This is a genomic window from Acidithiobacillus sp. 'AMD consortium' (assembly GCF_008926505.1).
Taxonomy (GTDB): domain Bacteria; phylum Pseudomonadota; class Gammaproteobacteria; order Acidithiobacillales; family Acidithiobacillaceae; genus Acidithiobacillus; species Acidithiobacillus ferridurans.
Map to the genome: position 1 here is coordinate 2,387,028 of NZ_CP044411.1, position 17,901 is coordinate 2,404,928.

Below are 17,901 nucleotides of genomic sequence, written 5' to 3' on the forward strand. Positions count from 1 at the left end.
TCAGCGTACCCCCGCCAGTCTCTCGGCTTCATCCACCATCCCGGACATATAATCCAGCGCCCGCGACCAGATGTCCGGATCTTCCAGATCGATGCCCGTTGTCGCCACCACCTCGGCGGGCGCTTTGCTGCCGCCGAGTTTCAGCATGGCGGTATAACCGGGCACGAACTCCGCCGGGGCAGCCCGCTGGCGCTGAATCAGCGCCAGCGTCAGCAGTTCCCCAAAGGCATAGGCATACACATAGCCCGGCGAGCCGATGAAGTGGGGAATATAGCTCCACCACCAGCGATAACCGGGGCTGAACTGGATACTGTCGGCAAACTGCTCCGTCTGGGTTTGCATCCACAGCTCCGCCAGGCGATCTTTGCTCAGCTCGCCCTCGGCGCGGCGAGCGCCATGCATCACCACCTCAAAGCGGTGCATGGCCATCTGCCGGAACACCGTGGCAAAGGTGTCCTCGATTTTGCCGCAGAGCAGGCCGAGACGCCGCCGGGGATCCTGCTCCTCGCGCATCAGCCGCTCGAAGGTCAGCATTTCACCAAAAACGGAGGCCGTTTCCGCGGTGGTCAGGGGGGTGTCGGCGTTCAGGTAACCCTGCCCGCGGGCGAGATACTGGTGGATACCGTGCCCCAATTCATGGGCCACCGTCATCACATCCCGCACCGTGCCGGTATAGTTGACCATGAGGTAGGGATGCACGTCGGGAGTCACCGGATGGGCGAAGGCCCCGCCCCGCTTGCCCGGCGCCAATGCTGCATCGATCCAGCCCTCGTCGAAGAAGCGCTGGCCGATGGCCCCCAGTTCCGGCGAAAAATCCGTCACCGCCGCCAGCACGATGCGTCGGCACTCCGCCCAGTCGTAGCGCCGGTCACTGCCGGGCAACGGCGCATAGCGGTCATAATCCATCAAGGGCGAGAGGTTCAGCAATTTGGCCTTGAGCCGGTAATAGCGGGCCACCAGTCCGTAGCGTCCGACCACGGCCCGTTCCAGCGCCTCAACCATGCCGTCGGAGATTTCATTGCTCAGATTGCGTTCACTCAGCCAGTGGGGATAGCGGCGCAGACGGTCATCCAGGGCCTTGTCGGCGAGGATGGCGTTGAAACAGGTGGTAAGGGTATGCAAACGCCCTTCCAGCCCGTTGCTGAGGGATTCCGCCGCATCCCGGCGCAACTCCCGATCGGGATTGGACAACAGTGTCAACACCTCCTGCTCGCTCATCTGCTTGCCGCGCAGAGGAAAACGCATTTCCGTCAACGTCTCGTCAAAAAGCCGTTCCCAGAGCCCCCGTCCGGTCACCCGTTTTTCCGACAAGATCTGCTCTTCACTTTCACTGCGCAGGTGATCACGGTACTTGCGCCAGTTGCGCAGCAGGTGCGTCCAGTGTGCCAGCGCGGGATCGGCCAGCAGGGCACCGGCCCTGGCGTCGTCCACGGCGTTCCAGGCGATATCGAAGAAGATCAGTTGATTCTGAATGGCCGTAGCCGCCTCCTCGTAGGCCTGCAGAGCGGCGCCATATGCCGGCTGATCGGCATGAGTCACATAGCTGAGGTAACGAAAGGTACCCACCCGGCCGATGCGTTGGCGGATGGCTTCCAACTGCTCCAGGGCCGCCGCCAGTTGCGCCGCGTTCAGCCCCCCCAGGCCGGGACGATAGACCTCGGCGAAACGCGTCGCTGCGCGGTCCGCCCAATGGAGGTCCTCCGCCAGCCGTGGGTCGTCCACCCCGGCATAGAGATCTTCCAGACGCCAATGTACCTGCTCCGCGCCCGTCGCCGTCTGATTTCCGCTCTCCATCATGCTGTTGTTCTCCATCCGAGTCATGTTCGATTGGTGTCGCCGCTCAGCCCACCCTTTCCGGCAAACCCAGCCCGCGGCGCACGCAAGGCAATAGTGCCGCGGGTTCAGGGGCCCGCCTGGTCCTCTGAGCCTGCCACATCATTTCTCCCAGACAGTCCACGAAAAGATGTTCGGCGCCGGCTTCACCCAGCTTGCGGCGCGCGCTGTCGAAGAGGTCCACGATACCCGCAGGCTGTCCCAATGCCAACATCTCCTCCAGCCCGACATGCAGGGACATGTGCATATAAGGGTTGGTCCGTCCCTGCTCGGGCGGGAAATCCTGTTCCAACCCCTGCTGTGCATCGTCGAGCAGGGCATGATATTCCGGATGGCGGAGAATGACGGCGACAATCCGCGTCTGCACCCCTTCCAGCGGCCGGCCCTCCTGGTAGGCCCGCCAACTGTCCAGAAAGACCTGTCGATATGTTTCTCGTTTAGTGCCATAAAGCATAATGATTAGCCTGTCAGAACATACCGGAAGATCATAGGGCACACCGGCACGGGTGGGAAAGAGGGGTCTTTTGTGGTAAACAGGTCAGATTCCGGAGGCCTGACCAGGCTTGACCAAAAGCATTTATCGCGACATTCATTTTCGGCGGGAGAGCAGCGCAGACATGGCTAATGCAAATGCAGTATCGACAGCAGCAGTAATCAACCTCAATGAGCGCCAGTGGGAGGGGCTCGGCAAAGTCGGCGACGCCGCCCTGCAGGTGCAGAACCTGCTACAGATGCTGCGCGACATCCTCAATGAACTGCCCCAGGCCATCGATACCGACAAGCTCATGGAGACCATGAAGCCCTATCTGGAACAACTGCAGCGCGTTTCGGAGTCGCTGCAGGCCTTTATCAAAGGGGATTCCGATGAAGAGCCGCTGGATCGCCTGCGCACCATGCTGACCGAGGTCCAGAACGCCGAACTCGACAAAACCCTGAAAGAAGTTCTGCAACTGCTCGGCAACCTGCAGCGCGCCGGTTTCTTCAGCTCCGTCACCGCCCTCAGTGCGGAACTGAAATGCCCCATCATCGGCGAAAGCCCCGAAGACATGGTGCAGAAAATTCACGCCGCCACCGCCAGCCTGCAATACTGGATGGAGAGCGCACGGCAAGGTGCCGGGGTCATCGGCAACATGGTCGGTCAACTCGACCTGCCCGATCGCCTCGACGAAATTCAGGAAATGGCTGACCAGTGGATGCAGATGGCCCGGCGGGCGCAGCGCCTGGTGCAGGGCGACGCGCCCAGCCTGCAGGCCCGCCTGAGCGCCATGCTCGATATGGCGGAGATCCTTGGCGGGCAGATGAACATCGCCATTGGCACCCTGCGCGACACCATGCCGGAAGTGCTGGAAAGCGCTGACATGAGCGGCGCGTTCGCCACGATCGGTGCCGGTGGCAGCCGCTGGATGCACATCGCATTGCGGGTCAAGGCCCTGGCACAGGGTAACTCCGAAAACCTCGCCCAGCGGGTGGAAGGTCTGCTGGATCAGATCGACCACCTCGCGGGCTATGCCGCGAGCGCGGGCTTCTTCATTCAGGCGGGCAAGGATGGCGTGGGTGCGGTCCGCAATATGCTCACGGATATCGACCTCCCGGAAAAGCTGGATGACCTCGCGGAAGAAGCGGAAAAGTGGCTGAAAATCGCGAAGCGTGCCAAGCTGCTGGCGCAAGGTGATGCCGGAAGTCTGGCCGACCGGGTCGGCAGCCTGCTGGGCATGGCGGAAACCGTCAGCGGTTCATTACAGGCCGCGGCCAGGGCCTTGGAAGACAGGGGCATCCATCTTCAGGAACTGATCACTCCGCACGGCGACCTCAGTGTCGCGTTGGGTACGGTTGCGGATATGGTGGGCGAATTCTGGCAGGATGGCACCATCCGCCACATCATCATCACCGTCAGCCAGGGCGCCATGGCGTGGCTGGAAATCGCGAAAATTGCGACCGCCACCGTAAAAGGCGACGCGGAAAGCATCAACGCCCGGATCAAGGAAATCGTCCAGGGCCTGCAGGATGCCCACCTCATGGAGATGCTGCCCGACGTCTTCGCACTGCTCGGCAACCTGCAAAAGGCCGGCCTGATCAGCAAGGTGAACATGGTGATGACCAAGGTCGTCCCCATGATCCCCTCCGACGAGGTCTTTGCCAGCGGCGTGAACAAGGCCATGCAGGCGCTGGAGCAGACCCGCGCCGGAATGAAGGACGAGAACAACAAGGGTGGAGGCCTCTTCGGCCTGATGAAGATTTTCTTCGCCAAGGACACCCAGTTCGTGCTGAAGTTTGCCGTGCGCTTCGCCTCCATCTTCCTGAAGGCGCTGAAACAGGGCTGATTTTCCAGCACCCGCAAAAAGGCCCCGGTCCTTGTGGTCCGGGGCCTTTGCGTCGTAGGAAAGGTACTAAGCCCCGCGCTGTCCCCACCATGTCTTCGCCTTCTCCGCCGCTGCCCTGGCCGCTGCCGGTTCGTTCAGCCAGGCCTTCGCCAGATCGATGATCTCCGCATTATCCTTTGCCCATACCGCGGCGCCAGCGGCCAACAAGCCCTGACGTACCGCGTCATCCGGCATTTTCGGACCGAGGATGAGGGGACAGCCGTCGGCGATGGATTTGGCAAGATCCACCGTACCACCCGTCAGGGTGCCGCCGGGCACACAAAAATCCGCGCATCGGTAGAAGGCATCGCGCTGCGCCACCGTCTCCACAAAGTAAACACGCGTCTTGATGGGCACGAAGCTGGTGAACAGCCGGCTGTGGCGGATGGTCTGCAGGTGGTATTTCAGCGCATCCCGATAAACGGGTTCATAGCGCTCTTCCCGATCCGGCGCCAGCACCATGATCCCCATCCTCACCCGCATCAGGGAGAGAAAAATCCCATAGGCCTCCGCATCTTCGCCCTCGTGCAGGTTGGGGAAGTACACTATGCAACGGTTCCGGTCCCGGAACTCCTTAAAACGTTCGCACCAATCCATGCGTCTCACTCCGTAGCGGTAGTCGTGGGTTTTTCCATCCGCCGATGATAGGCGACGCCGGGACATCATTCAAAATTTGCATGGCATCGGCGCTTGTAAAGCATACCGCGCTGATGTGTTATATTAGCAACATCGTTTTACCCAAGAAGAATACACCATGTTGCGAACACTTTTCGTATTTTCGGAGATGGCACCCTATTCCAAGACGGGCGGCCTCGCGGATGTCGGCGGTGCCCTACCCGTGGCGTTGGGGCAGTTGGGCGTCGACACCCGCGTGCTGGTGCCCTACTACGGGTGTCCCGCCGTGGGCGAGATGGACTGGCGTTGCGCGGTCAGCGTGCCCTATACCGATGAAACGGCCGAGTTATGGTCGCTGGCGGAGCGGCCGCAGATTCTTTTCCTGCGCTACCCCCCTTACTATGAACGCGACGGCGGCCCTTACCAGGATGCGCAGGGCGAAGACTGGCCGGACAACGACCGGCGCTTTGCCCTGCTCAACCGGGTAGCCGTGGAAATTGCCCAGGGACGCGTGTCGGGGCTCGACTGGCGTCCGGACATTGTTCATGCCAACGACTGGCAGACCGGGCTGATACCTTACCTCCTCGACCTGGAAGCGCGCATCGGCGCCGCGCGGCCGCCGGTCCTTTTCACCATTCACAATCTGGCCTATCAGGGCCGCTTCCCGCCCCGCGCCATGGCGCCGCTGCACTTACCTGCGGCGGATTTTCACTGGCTCGGGACCGAACATTACGGAGCCTTTTCCTTCATGAAGGCGGGCCTGGCGTTCTGCGACCAGATCACCACCGTCAGCCCCACCTATGCCGCAGAGATTCAGACCAGCGCCTTCGGCATGGGACTGGATGGTCTGCTCCGGTCCCGGTCTGAGCATCTATCGGGCATTCTCAACGGGATCGATACCATCCACTGGAACCCTGGGGCGGACCCCTATCTGGCCGCTCATTATTCGCCGCAGGACCGGCAGCCGGGCAAGGCCCAGTGCAAATCGCACCTGCAGAGCAGTCTTGGCCTCTATCCCGAACCCGGCGTCTTCCTCCTCGGCATGATCAGCCGTCTGGTGGAGCAGAAGGGGACGGATATGGTGCTCGACATTCTCCCGGATCTGTTGCGTCGCGGCATGCAGGTGGTGGTGCTGGGCAGCGGCGACAAGTCTTTCGAGCGGCAACTGCTGGAGATGGCAGCGGCGCACCCCGCGCAAATGGCGACGCGCATCGCCTTCGACGAGGGACTGTCCCATCGTATAGAGGCAGGCGCAGATGCCTTTCTCATGCCTTCCCGTTTCGAACCCTGCGGCCTGAACCAGATGTATAGCCTGCGTTACGGTACCATTCCTATCGTCCACCGCACGGGCGGGCTGGCCGACACGGTCACCGATGCCGACGACTTCCGCCACCCGTTGCAACGCAACGGCTTTGTGTTCGACAGCCCGCAAGGCGACGCCCTGCACCATGCCGTGCTGCGCGCGGAGGCGTTGTTCCGCCAGCCTGCGCTCTGGTCGCACCTACAGGACCAGGCCATGGCGGGCGACTATAGCTGGCAGCACTCCGCACGCGCCTATCTCCAGCTCTATTACGAGGTGCTGGCGCGGCACAGAGGCGGCCACTGAGTTTCCCACCATCGATTCGCTCTACGAAAAAAAGGAGAACCACATGGAAATGCAATTTTATGGTGCGGCGGGAGGGGTTACCGGGTCCTGTCATTTTCTCCGCGTGGGCGACAAAAAGCTGCTCATCGACTGCGGGATGTTTCAGGGCGGGCATGACCTGGAAGAAGAAAATCGCACCGAGTTCGGCTTTGACGCCAAGGATATCGACTATCTGCTGCTGACCCATGCCCATCTCGATCACTGCGGGCGCATTCCCCTGCTGGTCAAACGCGGCTTTCGCGGCGAGATCATCACCACATCAGCCACCCGCGAACTGGCGCGACTGGTGCTCATGGATGCGGCGGGGCTGGCGGCGGAAGAGGCGCGACGCTCCAACCGACGTCACCAGCGTCAGGGCGGGGCCGAAACCACGCCCATCTATGACATCACCGACGTCCTCGATACCATGGATCGCTTCGGACGCAGCGCGGATTACGGACAAAAAATAGAGGTCTGCCCCGGCGTCAGCGCGACTTTCGGAGACGCCGGGCATATCCTTGGCTCCGCCTGGATACTGGTGGAAGCCAGCGAAGCGGGCAGGCAGCAGCGCATCGTCTACTCCGGCGATCTGGGCAACCGCGGCAAGCCGATCCTCAACCCGCCCACCCCCGCCCCCCAAGCGGACGTCATCGTCATGGAAACCACCTACGGCGACCGCCTGCACAAGGCCATCGGACCTTCGGTGGACGAGTTGCGCGATGCCATCCTCGACACCCTGAAACGTGGCGGCAACACCATCATCCCCACCTTCGCCCTGGAGCGCGCGCAGGATTTGCTGTATTACCTGCGGGAAATGATGAACGACAACCAGATCCCCACCAACCTGCCGGTCTTTCTCGATTCGCCCATGGCCATTTCGGCCACGGAGATTTTTCGTCGCCACCCGGAGTGTTTCAACCCCGCTACCCGCGAAAACCTGCAGCACGGCGCCGACCCCTTCGCCCTGCGCAACCTCCATTTCACCCGCGAAACCAGCGAATCCATGGGCATCAACCTGATCAAGGGCGGTGCCCTGATCATGGCGGGATCGGGCATGGCGACGGGAGGGCGGGTTACCCACCATCTCCGGCATAACATCTGGCGTGAGGACAGCAGCGTGGTCTTCGTCGGTTATGCCGCCCAGGGGACGCTGGCGCGGCGCATCATCGACGGGGCCAAAACGGTGCGGATATTTGGTGAAGAAGTGCATGTCGCCGCCAGCATTTTCACCATCGGCGGTTTCTCGGCCCATGCCGACCACGATGAACTTCTCGCCTGGTATGGTGACCAACGCCCGCCGCGCACCGTTCTCGTCCATGGTGAGGACAACGGCCGGGAAGGCATCGCCAAGGTGCTGCGGGCGCGGGGTTTGCAGGTGGATTGTCCGGTCATTGGCGATCGTTATTCCCTCTAAAAAAGCTTTTGCGTTGCGCCGGGACCATAAACGGCTACAATGCCCCGAAGGCTTTTACACCCGCATGCAGGAGGAGTCGTACGATGTCAGGTCACTTTCCTTTTTCCGGCAAGGCCAACCGCGTTTCGGTCTACGCCTTTTTTGAGGCCCACGACTGGAGCCTTGAAGCGCAAGAGAAATATTTTCAGGCGTGGTACCAGTGGACGAAAGACTACGTCATGAATGACGCCGATCTGAAAGCCGCCAAGGGCGTGCTCTTCAGCGGCGACCATTTTGGAACGCACGCCGACCACGATTTCCATCTGCACGGTTACGCGGTCGCCACGCGCATGCTGGAGCTCGGGGAACTCATCAAGGGCAGCATCCTGCCGCGGCTGGACCACGACATGCTCCACGCCCTCGAACATGACCATGAAGAGTGGATTGCGGCGGCCAACGCCGTTGCCACGGAACATCCCCGCCCTCAGGCGCCGGAGATCGGCCGTTATCGTCACGTCTGAATGTCCGGCAACGGTGCCGGGGCGGGTCGCATACCCGATCTCCGACACCGCGGCCCTGCATCCCGACAGCCCGCAACATCGCCGTGGATGACGCAGCGTGGACCCACAGCACGTTCATCGCTGTTTTGCCGCCCTGCGCGTCGCCATTCCCGAACCCAAAACCGAGCTGAACTATCACTCCCCCTTTCAGCTTCTGGTCGCCGTAGTGCTTTCCGCGCAAAGTACGGACAAAGCCGTCAACGCCTGCACCCGGATGCTCTTTGCGGTGGCACCGACTCCCGAGGCGATGGTGACCCTCGGTGAAGACGGCATCAAGGCCCACATCCATCGTCTGGGACTGTTCAACGCCAAGGCCCGGCATGTGCATGCCCTGGCCCGGCAACTGCTGGCCCTGCATGATGGCGAGGTACCCGCCGACCGGAAGGCGCTGGAAGCGCTCCCCGGCGTCGGCCGTAAAACCGCCAATGTCGTCCTCAATACCGCGTTCGGGCAACCCACCATTGCGGTGGATACCCACATCTTCCGGGTCGGCAACCGGACCGGCATCGCCCCCGGCAAGACACCCCTGGCCGTGGAACAGGCCCTGCTCGCGGCGGTGCCCGCCGAATACCGGCAGGACGCCCACCATCTCCTGATTCTCCATGGCCGCTATACCTGCACAGCCAGGCGGCCGCACTGCGGCCACTGCCCGATTTTTCAGTGCTGCGAATGGCCGGACAAGCATCGGTGGGCAGCGAAGTCACCTCCTGGCGGCGCTTAAAGACCGGACAGACTCCGCCACCGAGGCGAGCACATCATCCCATACACCCGCCCTGGCCTGCCGGAACAGACGCATGCCCGGATACCAGGGGGTGTCGTCCCGGTCCAGCAACCAGCGCCAGCATTGTGGCGCCACCTGTGGCCGCGACGAAAATGCGGCTTTGGTGCTATTGCGGTGGCTGGAAACGAGATTAACCGGTGGTTCCGGCTCCCGGCGGAAACCGTCCGAGATGTGGAGCGTTGGAAGTTTCGCCGCGATGAAGCACGAAACTCACGCCATAGCCGTATAGGCTTGGCGGGAGCAGTTCATGAATATCCCGGTGTCCAGCATCGCCCGCAAGACGCTTTGTCCGCAGCGTATCGACCCCCGGCCAACGATGTTACTCACTCCGTTACGCAACAACACCGGATACGTATCACTTTTTATTACGTGATGCCCATAAACAGACACTTATCTTCTTAATTTTCTGGCATGGATATTGCGTCTACCAAGCGCCGACGGACAACCGTCCTTTTTGGACCATACCGTCTTGGCAAGGATACCAATTTTCAACCATCTAATTTAGGAGTGATTATTATGGGACTTAACGTTGGCGGTCTTCTTAGCACGGTAACGGGTTTGGTGGGCGGCATCCTGGGTGGCTCAGCCCCCGCTGGCCTTTCCATCAGCGATGTCAACACCCTGATGACGAATGGCGTTACTGCTGCCACCAATCTGGACAAAGCGGTTACCACCGATGCTTCCACCCTCGCAGCCAATATGACCAACGACATCACCACCGCCGCGCAGGGCACTCTGTCCATGGCCGTAAATGGTGCCGCAGCACTCAGCAAGAGCTTTTTGTCTGACTCTGCAAAGACCATTACCTCCTTGAACACGGCCGTAGGTGGTACCCTTGCCGGTGCGTACACCGCAGATGTGGCTGGTCCTCTGGCCGCAGGTGTGGGCGGTGGTATCAGTGGCATGCTGAGCGGCGTAGGCACGGGCGTGGGCAACGCCATGGCGAACATGGCCACCAGCATCCCGGCAGCCACCGCCTCCATCGTCGGCTCCCTGGGTGCGTCCACCCTGACCGCAACGGGCCTGAGCGCCGTATTGGGCAGCGCCACGGTGGTGGGCAGCAGTGCTGCCCCCACCGGCTTGCTGAGCGGCTTGCTCTAATAATCGGCGTACAAAGCAAAGCCGGTTAAGTAACGCGACAGCGCGGGGAGACTCGCGCTGTTGTCTTATCATCATATCAGGTCTATCGATTACAAGGAGTCCACAGATGGGCGTATTGAGCAGCCTCCTTTCGGGAGTATTGGCCACACTGGGCTTAGGCGGTTCGGGTGGGAGCAGTCAACCCGTTGCGACGGTGGAGACGGTGGCCAGCACCACCGCGGCAATGAATCAGGCGGTAGCGGCATCCATCAACCAGGCGGCCGGACTGACCAGCGGCGGCATCGGTTATGCCAACGGCGAACTGACCACCACCTTGACGCAGGCAACATCGAAGCTGATGAACGGCATTTTGACCACGCAAACGGCGATCCCGGCCATGCTGCAGGGCACCAGTGCCCTCAGTCCCACAGGTATACTCAACACCCTCAGCGCCGACGGCGCACAGGCCGGGATGATGGTGGCCGGTTATGCCAGCCAGATGCCGGCGAACGTCGCCAAAAGTATCGCCGACGCGGTCGGTAATTATCCGACTGTGGTCATGCCGACCGGTATTTCCGGCCAACTCTTTTACTGAATTTCAGGAATCGGAACCCAACAGGGCCTGGGACAGGCTTCCTGACAACCCTTGGGTAGGCATGATGCCTGCGCCGCCCGATGCAGAGGGCTGGGATTGGGCTCCGACATCACCGTTCAGGAAGTTCATCGTACAACGGATTACCAGTTTATTGGCCTGCCGGGCCAGATCCTCGGGGAAAGGGGCGAACGGAGAAGCCGTGCGGATCATGCGAACCGCCTTATCGGCTGCGCTGGTCGGCAGGGTCGACCGGACGACGGACAACTGCGCCAGATTGCCGTTGCGGAACACGGTAACCCGCACCTGTATCTCGCCCCCTCTTTCTATGGGCCCCTCGCGCGCGCCCCTGCTCTCCACCTGCCGTATCCAGTACGTCACATAACGGCTGATGAGACTCGCCTTATGGGGCGTGGAAACCGTCCATGCCGGCGGCGGATAGGCCGCATGGGTCATGGCCGGCGGCGCTGCTGGCTGGGAGGGCGGGGGCTTTGGGAGGCCATGCTTTGCCGGAAGCGTCCCGGTCTGGCGGGCGGAGGGACTACTGGACGCCAGCCGGGATGCCTTTCCGTGCAGGTCGACAGGGGCCATTTTTGCCGGAGGCACCGGCGCGGCGGGAGCCGGAGGCAATGGCGGCACCCTGACCATACGGAAGGCCGAGGGCGCCGCAACGGTTCTGGTGACCTCATGACGGATGGTGCGATAGATTAAAAAGGTGAGCGAGGCGACGCAGACCGCCGCGCCGATCAACCACAAGGTCAACCGGTCCCTGGAAAAAACCACCCTGAGCCGTTCACGCGTGTTCAGCGCCCGCTCCCGAAGACGACGGCGCGGCATTGTCGGCTTCTCCAGCCTGTGTTTTCTGGAGCAGGCTGTCGGCGACATGCCGCGGATCCACCATGGCGTACAACATCCAGCGGGCCACTTGCAGTTGCGCACGGGCGTCCCGACACGCATCCTCAGCATTCATGGTTTTGATTTGCGCGGCGTGCCGATCGGTTTTGCTGATGCGCCCGTGTGCATAAAGCTCTTCCATCAGTTTCTGATTTTGCCGGGCACGGGCATAGATGCTCTCCAGCGCGGCCAGGCGGGCGGTGCCGGCACGCACTTCCTCCTGGTTCACTCGCAGTTCCTGACGCCCTTCCTGCAGCGCCCGCTGATAGCGGATCAGCGCCGCTTCCGACCGCGCCTCCGCGGTATCCAGCTTGGCCATATGGCCGGTGAACGGTGCGAGAGTCTGGGTAATGGAAATGCCCACCGTATAATTACTGGGCGACGTGGAGCCGATCGCCCGGCCAAACCCCTGACTGGACGTGCCGATCCAGTTGTACCCCGTCTGCAGATTCACATTCGGGAGAAAGGAACCGCGCACCGCATCCACCCGATCCCGGGCCTTGCGCAGTGCGGCACGGGCGACCTGCACGCTCGGCAGGTTTTCCACGGCGGCCCCCTCCACGGTCGCAACATCGAATTCCGGCGGGGTGGGTATGCTGTCATGCACGCCGGACTGGAGCAGATCGAAAGCGCCGGTTTTGCCCGTGAGCAGAGCGAGGTTCGTTTGCGCCTTGACCAGTCGCTTTTTCGTATCCTGGCGCTGTGCTTCCAGATTCGCGACCTGACTCCGCATCTGGTTCAAATCGATTCGACTTTCGTTTCCCTGCCGCATCCGCTGCTCGGCCAGGGCGAGGTCCTGACGCATGAACACCAGAGACCGCTGGATCGCCCGCAACTGCCACTGCAGACTTTGCAACTCTTCATAGCCAGCCAGCACATTCAGAGCGGTGCGCCTGCGCCGCTCAGACACCTGCTCGTGACCGGCATGGACACCCTGACGGGAAGCCGCCAGATTGGCGATCCCCTGTCCGCCTTCGAACAGATTCAGGCTGGCCATCACACTGAGATAATTGGAATAGTTATTGCTTTGGGTCACCACGATGGTGGAGCCGATCAAGGACACCGCTGGATGGTTGGTCTGATTACCGTATAACTGGGTTTGCGCCTGAAAATTCAGATGCGGTAAAAACTGCCCGAAGGCGTCCAGTGACTCGGCCTGCGCCTCGCGCAGCGACTGATCGGCGAGCCGGATATCGGAATTATTGGCCAGGGCGGTAGCCAGCAACTCGTGCAGCTTGCTACCGCCGCCCGCCGCCACGGCTCCCACCGGCGCCGCCGACGAATGGGCCGTGGCATGGAGGTCCGGCAGAGCAGGTGCGGATGCGCGCGGCGCCATAATGGTTACGGCGGCCGCATGATCCGCCGGATGGGTGCCCGCGTCCGCAGCGGAGTTGCGGACTTTGGTTACCCCATGCCCGGAGGACAGCGCCAGCGCAACAGTAGTCGAGGGGACCACATGGGACAACGCCGCTGGTGTCCGGATCGGCGCCGGAGGCGTTGGCGTGGATCCGACCGGCGAACGCTTTTTCACCGCCCGCCGAGCCTGTGCCTGTGCTGGTGGGAGCAGGCCTGGGGCGACGGTTTCCGGTGATGCCGGCAATGCGTTCATCAACGCCGAACCCAGTCCGGCGCCATCCGCATCATTCTGCGTCAGCGATCCCGCGCAGGCCCCCGGCAGGATACCGATCATCATCCAGCAGGCCAGTACCCAACGGGTACTTCCCGGATGCCGCGCAGGAATCCGCCAAGGTAAAGTCCGCTTCCTCATCGAACCGACAGCCCTTCATCCCAGTCGCGGAACAAGGGGCCCAGGAAAAACTGGATGATCCGACGCCTGCCGGTGTTGATGTTGGCGGATACGGTCATGCCCGGACGCATTTTCACGGACACCCCGTGTACCATCAGATAAGGGTGAGGGACGGTGATGTGCACCCGGTAGGATAATCCCGCACCAGCCAGGGCCTTACCGGACCCGTTCGGAGAAACGGCATCGGGGCTGATTTTCTGGACAACCCCTTGCAGGGCGCCGTACTGCTCGAAGGGATAGGCGGAGACTTTTACCCGCGCTGTCTGACCGACATGCACGAAAGCCATGTGGGCATCCGGCAGATACGCCTCCACCACCAGCGGTGTACCGCTGGGGACGATACTGACCACCGGTTGTGCGGCGGTCACCACCTCGCCCACGTTGCGCACCGCGAGGTCCTGCACGATGCCGTCCACCGGCGAACGTAATTCGTGCAGGGATAGATCGTGGCTGGCGTGGGTTTGTTGCGCCTGCAACGAAATCAGCGACTGGGCGTTTTCTCCGAGGCTATGCAGCAGGGTGGCGTGATAACTCGCCTTGATGCCCTCAATATCTTGGCGGTATTCCACCTGCCTTTGCAGATAACGGGCGATATCTCCCTGGTTCTGGGCGATCTGGCTTTGCAGGCCGAGTTCCTTTTGCCGCGCATTTTCGTATTCCATGCGGGGGATGGCGCCGCTTTGCGCAAGGGATGCATCGGCGACGACCTGGGGGTGCAACAGCGCCTCCTGATTTTGCAGACTCTGAGCCAACGCCCGTGCTGAGTTCAGTGCCGTGGCGTTCTGCTCTGCACGCGACTGCGCCGCCTGCAGACGGCTTTGATAGTCGGCCTCCTGGGCGGCCTGCAACGCCTTCTCCATCCGTATGTATTCAGGGTTGGTGCCCGATGCGGGTGCAATGGCGCTTCGCCCGCTCAGTTGCGCGTGGATACGCGCCTGCTGCAGATTCCGGAAGGCCAGCTCCTGCTGGGTGGCCTGCAGATTCGCCCGGGTGATCGCCGGATTGAGCGATACCAGAAGTTGTCCCTTGCGCACCGTCTCGCCGTCATGCACATAGATGCGTTCGACGGTGGCCGTGGACAGGGGCTGTACCACCTTGACCCGCCCGTCGGGGATGAACTGCCCGGTCGCCGTTGCCACGATATTGATTTTGCCCAGATAAGACCACAGCAGCGCGGCGAAGAGCAGCGCCAGCAGTGTCCAGAGTATCCAGTGCTGCCAAGGCGCCGGCGGCCGCTCCTGAATTTCCAGCAATGGCGGCAGAAACTCGTTTTCGAGCTTTTTCAGGGCCGCCTGGCGGTTCCGTTCCCGGGCCTCCGCCAAGCTGCCGCGCAGGTTGTTGCCGAGCTGCCCCATATCAGGCCTCCTCTTCGTCGCGGGCCAACAGGGCATAGATCCCTTTCTGGGCCATCAACGCCTGATGCGCGCCATATTCCGCCAATCGGCCATCATCCAGGACGAGGACGATATCCGCCGAGCGAATGGACGCCAGGCGGTGCGCCGCCATGAACACCGTCCGCCCCTGGCAGATTTTGGAGAGGTTTTTCCAGATGATGCGCTCCGATTCATAATCCAGCGCACTGGTGGCTTCATCAAAAATCAATATCCGCGGATCGCCCAGCAGCGCGCGGGCGATGGCGATGCGCTGCCTCTGGCCTCCCGACAGCGAATCGCCCCGTTCGCCTACCTTGGTGTCGTAGGCGTCGGGGAGCTTGCTGATGAACTCGTGGGCGCCAGCGAGTTCCGCCGCCGCGATGATCCTGTCCAGCGGCGCCTCGGGATAAACCATCGCAATATTTTCCCGGATGGTCCCCGAAAACAGAAAGTTATCCTGAAGCACCACGCCGATCTGGCGGCGCAGCCAATTGGGCTCCACATGGCGCAGATCGACGCCGTCGATCAGCACATTGCCGGAATCCGGCAGATACAAACGCTGCAACATCTTCGCCAGGGTGCTCTTGCCGGAACCGCTGCGCCCGACGATGCCGACAAAGGAGCCCGCGGGAATATCAAAGCTGATGCCCTTGAGCACCTCGTCACCGTCCGCCGTATAACGAAAGTGCACATTTTCCAGGGTGACCCGGCCATGCAGCGCACCCGGCGAGGCCTTGCCGATATCGATGACCGGCTCCGCCGGCGTATTCATCAAATCGCCCATACGGCTCACGGAAACCCCGACCTGCTGAAAATGCTGCCACAACTGCGCCAGACGGAGGATGGGGCCGGTCACCTGGCCGGAGATCATCTGAAAGGCGATCAGTTCGCCGACACTGATGTCTCCGGACAAGGTAAGTTTGACCCCCACCCAGAGAATCGTCAGCGTCCCCATCCGTTGAATCATTTGGGTCAGGGAGCCGGTGATTCCGGCCAGACGGTCGACGCGGTAGGAAGCCATCACATAGCGCGACAGACTCTGCTCCCAGCGCTGGTAGATGCGGGACTCCACAGCCAGCGCCTTGACCGTCTGAATACCGGTGATGGTCTCGACCAGAAAAGACTGGTTTTCGGCGCCCCGGTCGAAGCGCTCTTGCAACAACTGCCGCAGCATGGGAAACACCAGGAGGGATATGCCGACCATGAAGGGAATGGTAGCCAGCACCACCAGGGTCAGGCGCACACTGTAAAAGAACAGTACGACGAGGAAAATGCCGACGAACCATACGTCGATGAACGCCATGAGGGTGGGTCCAGTCAGAAACTGCCGTACCACCTCCAGTTCCCGCACCCGCGCCACGGTCGAGCCGACGGTCCGGGATTCAAAATAGCGCATGGGGATACGCAGCACATGGGCGAACAGACGCGCGCCGAGAGTGACGTCGATACGATTGGTCGTATGGGTCATCATCAGCGTTTTGAGCACGTTCAGGGTGGTTTCGAAGGCGATCACCACCAGCATCCCCACCGCCAGAATGTCCAGGGTGGGCAGGCTGTGATAGACCAGCACCCGGTCGATCACCAACTGGATGAACAACGGCATGGCCAGACCGAACATCTGCACCACGAAGGCCGCCACCAGAACTTCGATGACGGGCTGCCGGTATTTGAGAATGATGGGAATGAACCAGCGCAACCCGAAGCGCTGCGCCGCCGCATTCCACTCGAAGCGCGGCTTGATGAGCAACACCCGTCCGGTCCAGACCTGGTGGAGGGTGGCTTCATCCAGTATCAGTTGACCGCGCTGCGGATCCACCGCGACCAGGCGGTTATTCTCGAAACGGGCCAGCACGAGGTAATTGCCATCCCGCAACTCGGCCATCACCGGATACGTCTGGCGGGCCAGATCCGTCCATTTCAACTGAACCGCCTTCGCCACCAGACGCACTTCGCGGGCCGCCAGAATGATTTTGCCCAGCGGCAGAATGGGTTCGGACATACCCAAGGCGCGCGCCAACTGCTCGGCGTTACACGGCCGCTGGTAATATCCGGCGATCAGCGCGAGGCATTGCAGCCCGCTGGAGGCAATGCCACCGGCCTTGCCTTGAGCGGCGGGCCCGGTGGCACCGCCATGGTTTTCCTCCGCCGTCATGGATGCGCAGTAGCCCGCACCTGAATCTTCGGCTTCTGGTGGGGGGTGACCCCGACCGGAGCAGACGCTGAGGGAAGCGTTTGCAGATCACCCAGAGACGGGCCTTCCTGCGCCTTGCTCTGCAATCCGGCAATCGCGGCATTGGTTTGGTCCAGTTGGCGTTGCAGTTCCTGGCGCCGGGAATTCAGCGCCTGGGCTTCGGAGAGAAGCTGGCTCTGGGCCGCGGTTCCCGCCTGCATGACCTTTTGCTGGGCGGATATCTGCTGCTCCAGTTCCGCTTCGCGCTTTTGTTGTGCCCGCAGGCTGCTGCGTGCCACCGCAATACGCGCATCCAACTGAATTTTGGCGATGTCCGGGGCAGATAAGCGTATGGTTTGCGTCGCCAGTTTGGTGTACAGCATTTCCGCCTTGTGACCGTCGGCGGTTTGTCCAACCCACCAGAAATCGTGGTTCTTGAGCAGGACGACCGTATAGTTGAGCGTACTCGGATTAAAGAACATGGCCGCCGCGAAAGGGCCGTTATAGATGGTCCGCAGCTCCACCAACCGGTGTTCCTTGATCGACTGCAACACATGCTGGGTCAGTACCGGGGCCTCTGCCGGCGCGGTAGACGGCACGGCCTGCCGGGCACTCACGGGTGCGGACGGCGCAGCGTTGCTGCTGCTGTCAGTGCCCGCCCGGGCCACGCCGGTGACGGGCAAGGCGCCCATGACGACGGCGAATACCGCCATCCGGATACTCTGTTTTCCGTTTTGCTTTTCCATATCTCGCATCCTGTTTCTCCCTGTAAAAACGCGTAATGGCCTTGCGGCCGCAAACCGGTCGTTCGACGGATCC

At 61.7% G+C, this 17,901-nt stretch carries 15 protein-coding genes; 7 read left to right on the top strand and 8 right to left on the bottom strand.

All coding sequences use genetic code 11. The annotated features are described in order from the left end of the window. Positions 1 to 1,797, bottom strand: coding sequence for a M3 family oligoendopeptidase (locus F6A13_RS12490; protein ID WP_126604348.1), 1,797 nt, complete (start codon positions 1,795 to 1,797; stop codon positions 1 to 3). A 43-nt stretch (positions 1,798 to 1,840) separates the two neighbouring features. Next, positions 1,841 to 2,287: a DUF1841 family protein gene (locus F6A13_RS12495; protein ID WP_126604349.1), complete on the bottom strand. Its 447-nt coding sequence runs from the start codon at positions 2,285 to 2,287 to the stop codon at positions 1,841 to 1,843. Between the two features lie 163 nt (positions 2,288 to 2,450). On the opposite strand from F6A13_RS12495, the gene F6A13_RS12500 reads away from it, so the two are divergent. After that, positions 2,451 to 4,154 (top strand): hypothetical protein, encoded by a 1,704-nt coding sequence (locus F6A13_RS12500; RefSeq protein WP_113526365.1) that lies wholly within the window; start codon positions 2,451 to 2,453, stop codon positions 4,152 to 4,154. Positions 4,155 to 4,220: 66 nt separating this feature from the next. On the opposite strand, the gene F6A13_RS12505 is transcribed toward F6A13_RS12500, so the two are convergent. Then, positions 4,221 to 4,790 (bottom strand): 3-deoxy-D-manno-octulosonic acid transferase, encoded by a 570-nt coding sequence (locus F6A13_RS12505; RefSeq protein ID WP_126604350.1) that lies wholly within the window; start codon positions 4,788 to 4,790, stop codon positions 4,221 to 4,223. Positions 4,791 to 4,947: 157 nt separating this feature from the next. Between F6A13_RS12505 and glgA the strand changes: the two genes are divergently transcribed. The 6 genes from glgA to F6A13_RS12540 all read left to right on the top strand — a co-directional run bounded on the left by glgA (position 4,948) and on the right by F6A13_RS12540 (position 10,841). Further along, complete coding sequence (glgA, locus tag F6A13_RS12510) at positions 4,948 to 6,414, top strand: glycogen synthase GlgA (RefSeq protein ID WP_113526037.1); 1,467 nt, start codon at positions 4,948 to 4,950, stop codon at positions 6,412 to 6,414. A 43-nt stretch (positions 6,415 to 6,457) separates the two neighbouring features. Further along, positions 6,458 to 7,846: an MBL fold metallo-hydrolase gene (locus F6A13_RS12515; protein ID WP_126604351.1), complete on the top strand. Its 1,389-nt coding sequence runs from the start codon at positions 6,458 to 6,460 to the stop codon at positions 7,844 to 7,846. Positions 7,847 to 7,929: 83 nt separating this feature from the next. Further along, on the top strand, positions 7,930 to 8,346 hold the full coding sequence (locus tag F6A13_RS12520) for a hypothetical protein (RefSeq protein WP_113526035.1): 417 nt from the start codon (positions 7,930 to 7,932) through the stop codon (positions 8,344 to 8,346). 97 nt (positions 8,347 to 8,443) lie between these two features. After that, positions 8,444 to 9,106, top strand: coding sequence for an endonuclease III (gene nth, locus F6A13_RS12525; RefSeq protein ID WP_113526034.1), 663 nt, complete (start codon positions 8,444 to 8,446; stop codon positions 9,104 to 9,106). A gap of 576 nt (positions 9,107 to 9,682) precedes the next feature. Next, positions 9,683 to 10,267: a hypothetical protein gene (locus tag F6A13_RS12535; protein ID WP_113526033.1), complete on the top strand. Its 585-nt coding sequence runs from the start codon at positions 9,683 to 9,685 to the stop codon at positions 10,265 to 10,267. Between the two features lie 106 nt (positions 10,268 to 10,373). Further along, positions 10,374 to 10,841, top strand: coding sequence for a hypothetical protein (locus F6A13_RS12540; protein WP_126604352.1), 468 nt, complete (start codon positions 10,374 to 10,376; stop codon positions 10,839 to 10,841). Between the two features lie 3 nt (positions 10,842 to 10,844). On the opposite strand, the gene F6A13_RS12545 is transcribed toward F6A13_RS12540, so the two are convergent. Genes F6A13_RS12545 through F6A13_RS12565 form a run of 5 tightly spaced genes read right to left on the bottom strand, consistent with a single transcriptional unit; the run spans position 10,845 to position 17,828 of the window. Continuing rightward, entirely contained in the window at positions 10,845 to 11,675 is an 831-nt protein-coding gene (locus F6A13_RS12545; protein WP_151528342.1) for an energy transducer TonB, read from the bottom strand. Next, complete coding sequence (locus tag F6A13_RS12550; protein WP_225981832.1) at positions 11,632 to 13,500, bottom strand: TolC family protein; 1,869 nt, start codon at positions 13,498 to 13,500, stop codon at positions 11,632 to 11,634. Before F6A13_RS12550 ends, F6A13_RS12545 begins: the two co-directional genes overlap by 44 nt. Continuing rightward, positions 13,497 to 14,894, bottom strand: a complete 1,398-nt coding sequence (locus F6A13_RS12555; protein WP_151528343.1) for an HlyD family type I secretion periplasmic adaptor subunit — start codon at positions 14,892 to 14,894, stop codon at positions 13,497 to 13,499. The genes F6A13_RS12550 and F6A13_RS12555 overlap by 4 nt, the downstream gene beginning before the upstream one ends. Before the next feature lies 1 nt (position 14,895). Then, positions 14,896 to 17,064, bottom strand: coding sequence for a peptidase domain-containing ABC transporter (locus F6A13_RS12560; RefSeq protein ID WP_151528344.1), 2,169 nt, complete (start codon positions 17,062 to 17,064; stop codon positions 14,896 to 14,898). Further along, entirely contained in the window at positions 17,061 to 17,828 is a 768-nt protein-coding gene (locus tag F6A13_RS12565; protein WP_225981833.1) for a DUF2968 domain-containing protein, read from the bottom strand. The genes F6A13_RS12560 and F6A13_RS12565 overlap by 4 nt, the downstream gene beginning before the upstream one ends. Positions 17,829 to 17,901 lie beyond the last annotated feature (73 nt).